Genomic DNA, 2,187 nt, shown 5'->3' on the forward strand with positions numbered 1-2,187 from the left:
GACCATAGACAGACCGAGACCCGTGCCTTTGCCAACGCCTTTTGTGGTGAAGAACGGTTCTGTCGCCCGAGCTAGTGTTTCTTCGTCCATTCCTTCGCCAGCGTCTGCTACCGAGAGGCAGACATAATGCCCCGGGGCCAAGCCAGCCTGTTTGCTTTCGCCGACCTGTTCCATCCGAGTGGAGATGACGATCGTCCCACCATCAGGCATCGCGTCCCTGGCATTGACGCACAGATTGAGCAATGCGAGTTCGATTTGACTTTCATCAACCATCACACGATCAAGCGAGAGCGGAAATTTCGTCTCTATGATCGCCCTTGAGCCCAGCGATCGTTCCAAGAGATCCTTCATTCCGTGTATGAGCCCTATCAAATCGACAGGCTTTGGATCGAGTTGCTGCCGCCGGGCAAAGGCCAGCATGCGCTGCGTCAAGGACGCTCCCCGTCGCGCGCCGAGCACCGCGTTGTCGAGAAGACGCAGCAATTGTGGATCGTCGGGAAGCCGTTTGCGGAGCAGCTCAAGACTTCCCAGAATCGCCATCAGCAAATTGTTGAAATCGTGGGCGACGCCGCCCGTTAGCTTGCCGACCGCATCCATTTTTTGTGAATGGAAAAGGGCCTCACGGGCCTGATCCAAGGACTCCTGCGCCTTCTTCCGCTCCGTAATGTCGCGTGTGATCTTCGCGAACCCCAGGAGTTCGCCATCCTCGTGCCGAATGGCGTCGATGACCACGTGGGACCAGAACGTAGTTCCGTCTTTGCGTATACGCCAGCCTTCGCGCTCAACTCGCCCTTCACGGGCGGCGATCTCCAGGGCACTTTGCGGACTGCCCCGCTCACGGTCCTCGGGCGTGTAGAATTGCGAAAAGTGCTTGCCGATTATTTCGTCGGCCGAGTAACCTTTGATGCGTTCTGCACCCGAGTTCCAGCTCGTGATTACGCCTTCAGGATCAAGCATGTAGATCGCGTAGTCCGTCACGCCCTGAACCAGACGCTGGAACTGCTCCTGATTTTTCCGGATTTCCTCCTCCGCTTTCTTGCGCTCGGTAAGATCACGGGTGACTTTGGCGAAGCCGGTTAGTCTGCCGCTTGGATCGAGTATAGGATCAACCACAACGTGAGCCCAGAAAGGAGTCCCGTCGCGACGAACCCTCCAGCCCTCGGTCTCAAATTTGCCATCGCGGGCTGCTGTCTCCAGAGTCCGCGATGGAAGACCAGCTTCGCGATCCTCCTCCGTGTAGAAGCACGAGAAATGCTGACCGATGATCTCGCTCGCGGAATAGCCTTTGAACCGCTCGGCCCCCGCGTTCCAACTCGTCACGGTTCCCGAACGGTCCAACATATAGATCGCATAATCAGTAACGGCTTCGACGAGAACGCGGTAGCGATCCTCATCGGCTTTATCGACGGTCCCTTGAATCATACCCCATCCGTTCATTTGTTAACTCTGTGAAACTGCTGGCGTCTTGGATGGTTCCACAGACGATGGGAAGGCGTGCGCGCTGTGGCACAGGCCGTGACTGCCGTGGCCTGCAACGAGCTACTTGCCTGACGGGGGCGCGGCCGTTACAGAAATTGGAATTTCAGATACCGGGCCGGGCCGCCGATCGCTCCACCCAGTTCTACTTCGAACCTGTGATACTGGCGGATTGCGATTCCTGTTTGGAGACGATGGCGGAATGACCGAGCGAAAGAAGCAGCCCGTTGTAAGTTCCGGCATTGCCGGCTTGGACGAAATTCTTCGCGGTGGATTGCCCGCTTCAAATTTCTACATCGTGCAAGGCGATCCAGGCGCAGGCAAGACGACCGCGGCGTTGCAATTCCTGCGCGCTGGTGTGGCAGCCGGTGAACGCTGCATCTATGTCAGCCTTTCGCAAACCGCCGCCGAACTGCAAGCGATTGCGTCCTCACACGGCTGGACGCTTGATGGCATCCGCGTTGAGGAATTGTCCGCTTCGGAGACCTTGAGCGGAGCGGCCGATCAGACGATTTTCCAGACTGCGGACCTTCGATTGGATGAGACGCGCAAGGCGATTGAACGCGCGATTGAAGAACACAAGCCACACAGGCTTGTTTATGACTCGCTGCTCGAGATCCGGCTGATTACCGGCGACACACCGAGGTTCCGGCGCGAGCTGATTGGTTTCAAGGCCTTCCTGGCCAAGCGGGGCATTGTGGCGGTGGTGGT

Annotated in this window: 2 protein-coding genes; one reads left to right on the forward strand and one right to left on the reverse strand. The window is 57.6% G+C overall.

Features of this window, described 5'->3' with window-relative positions; translation table 11 throughout:
• On the reverse strand, positions 1-1,422 hold a 1,422-nt coding region (locus EOA22_RS31235; RefSeq protein ID WP_245478731.1), incomplete at its 3' end, for a PAS domain-containing sensor histidine kinase.
• A gap of 256 nt (positions 1,423-1,678) precedes the next feature.
• On the opposite strand from EOA22_RS31235, the gene EOA22_RS31240 reads away from it, so the two are divergent.
• On the forward strand, positions 1,679-2,187 hold a 509-nt coding region (locus EOA22_RS31240; protein ID WP_281040806.1), incomplete at its 3' end, for an ATPase domain-containing protein.

Source organism: Mesorhizobium sp. M7A.F.Ca.US.014.04.1.1 (genome assembly GCF_003998745.1).
Taxonomy (GTDB): Bacteria; Pseudomonadota; Alphaproteobacteria; order Rhizobiales; family Rhizobiaceae; genus Mesorhizobium; species Mesorhizobium ciceri.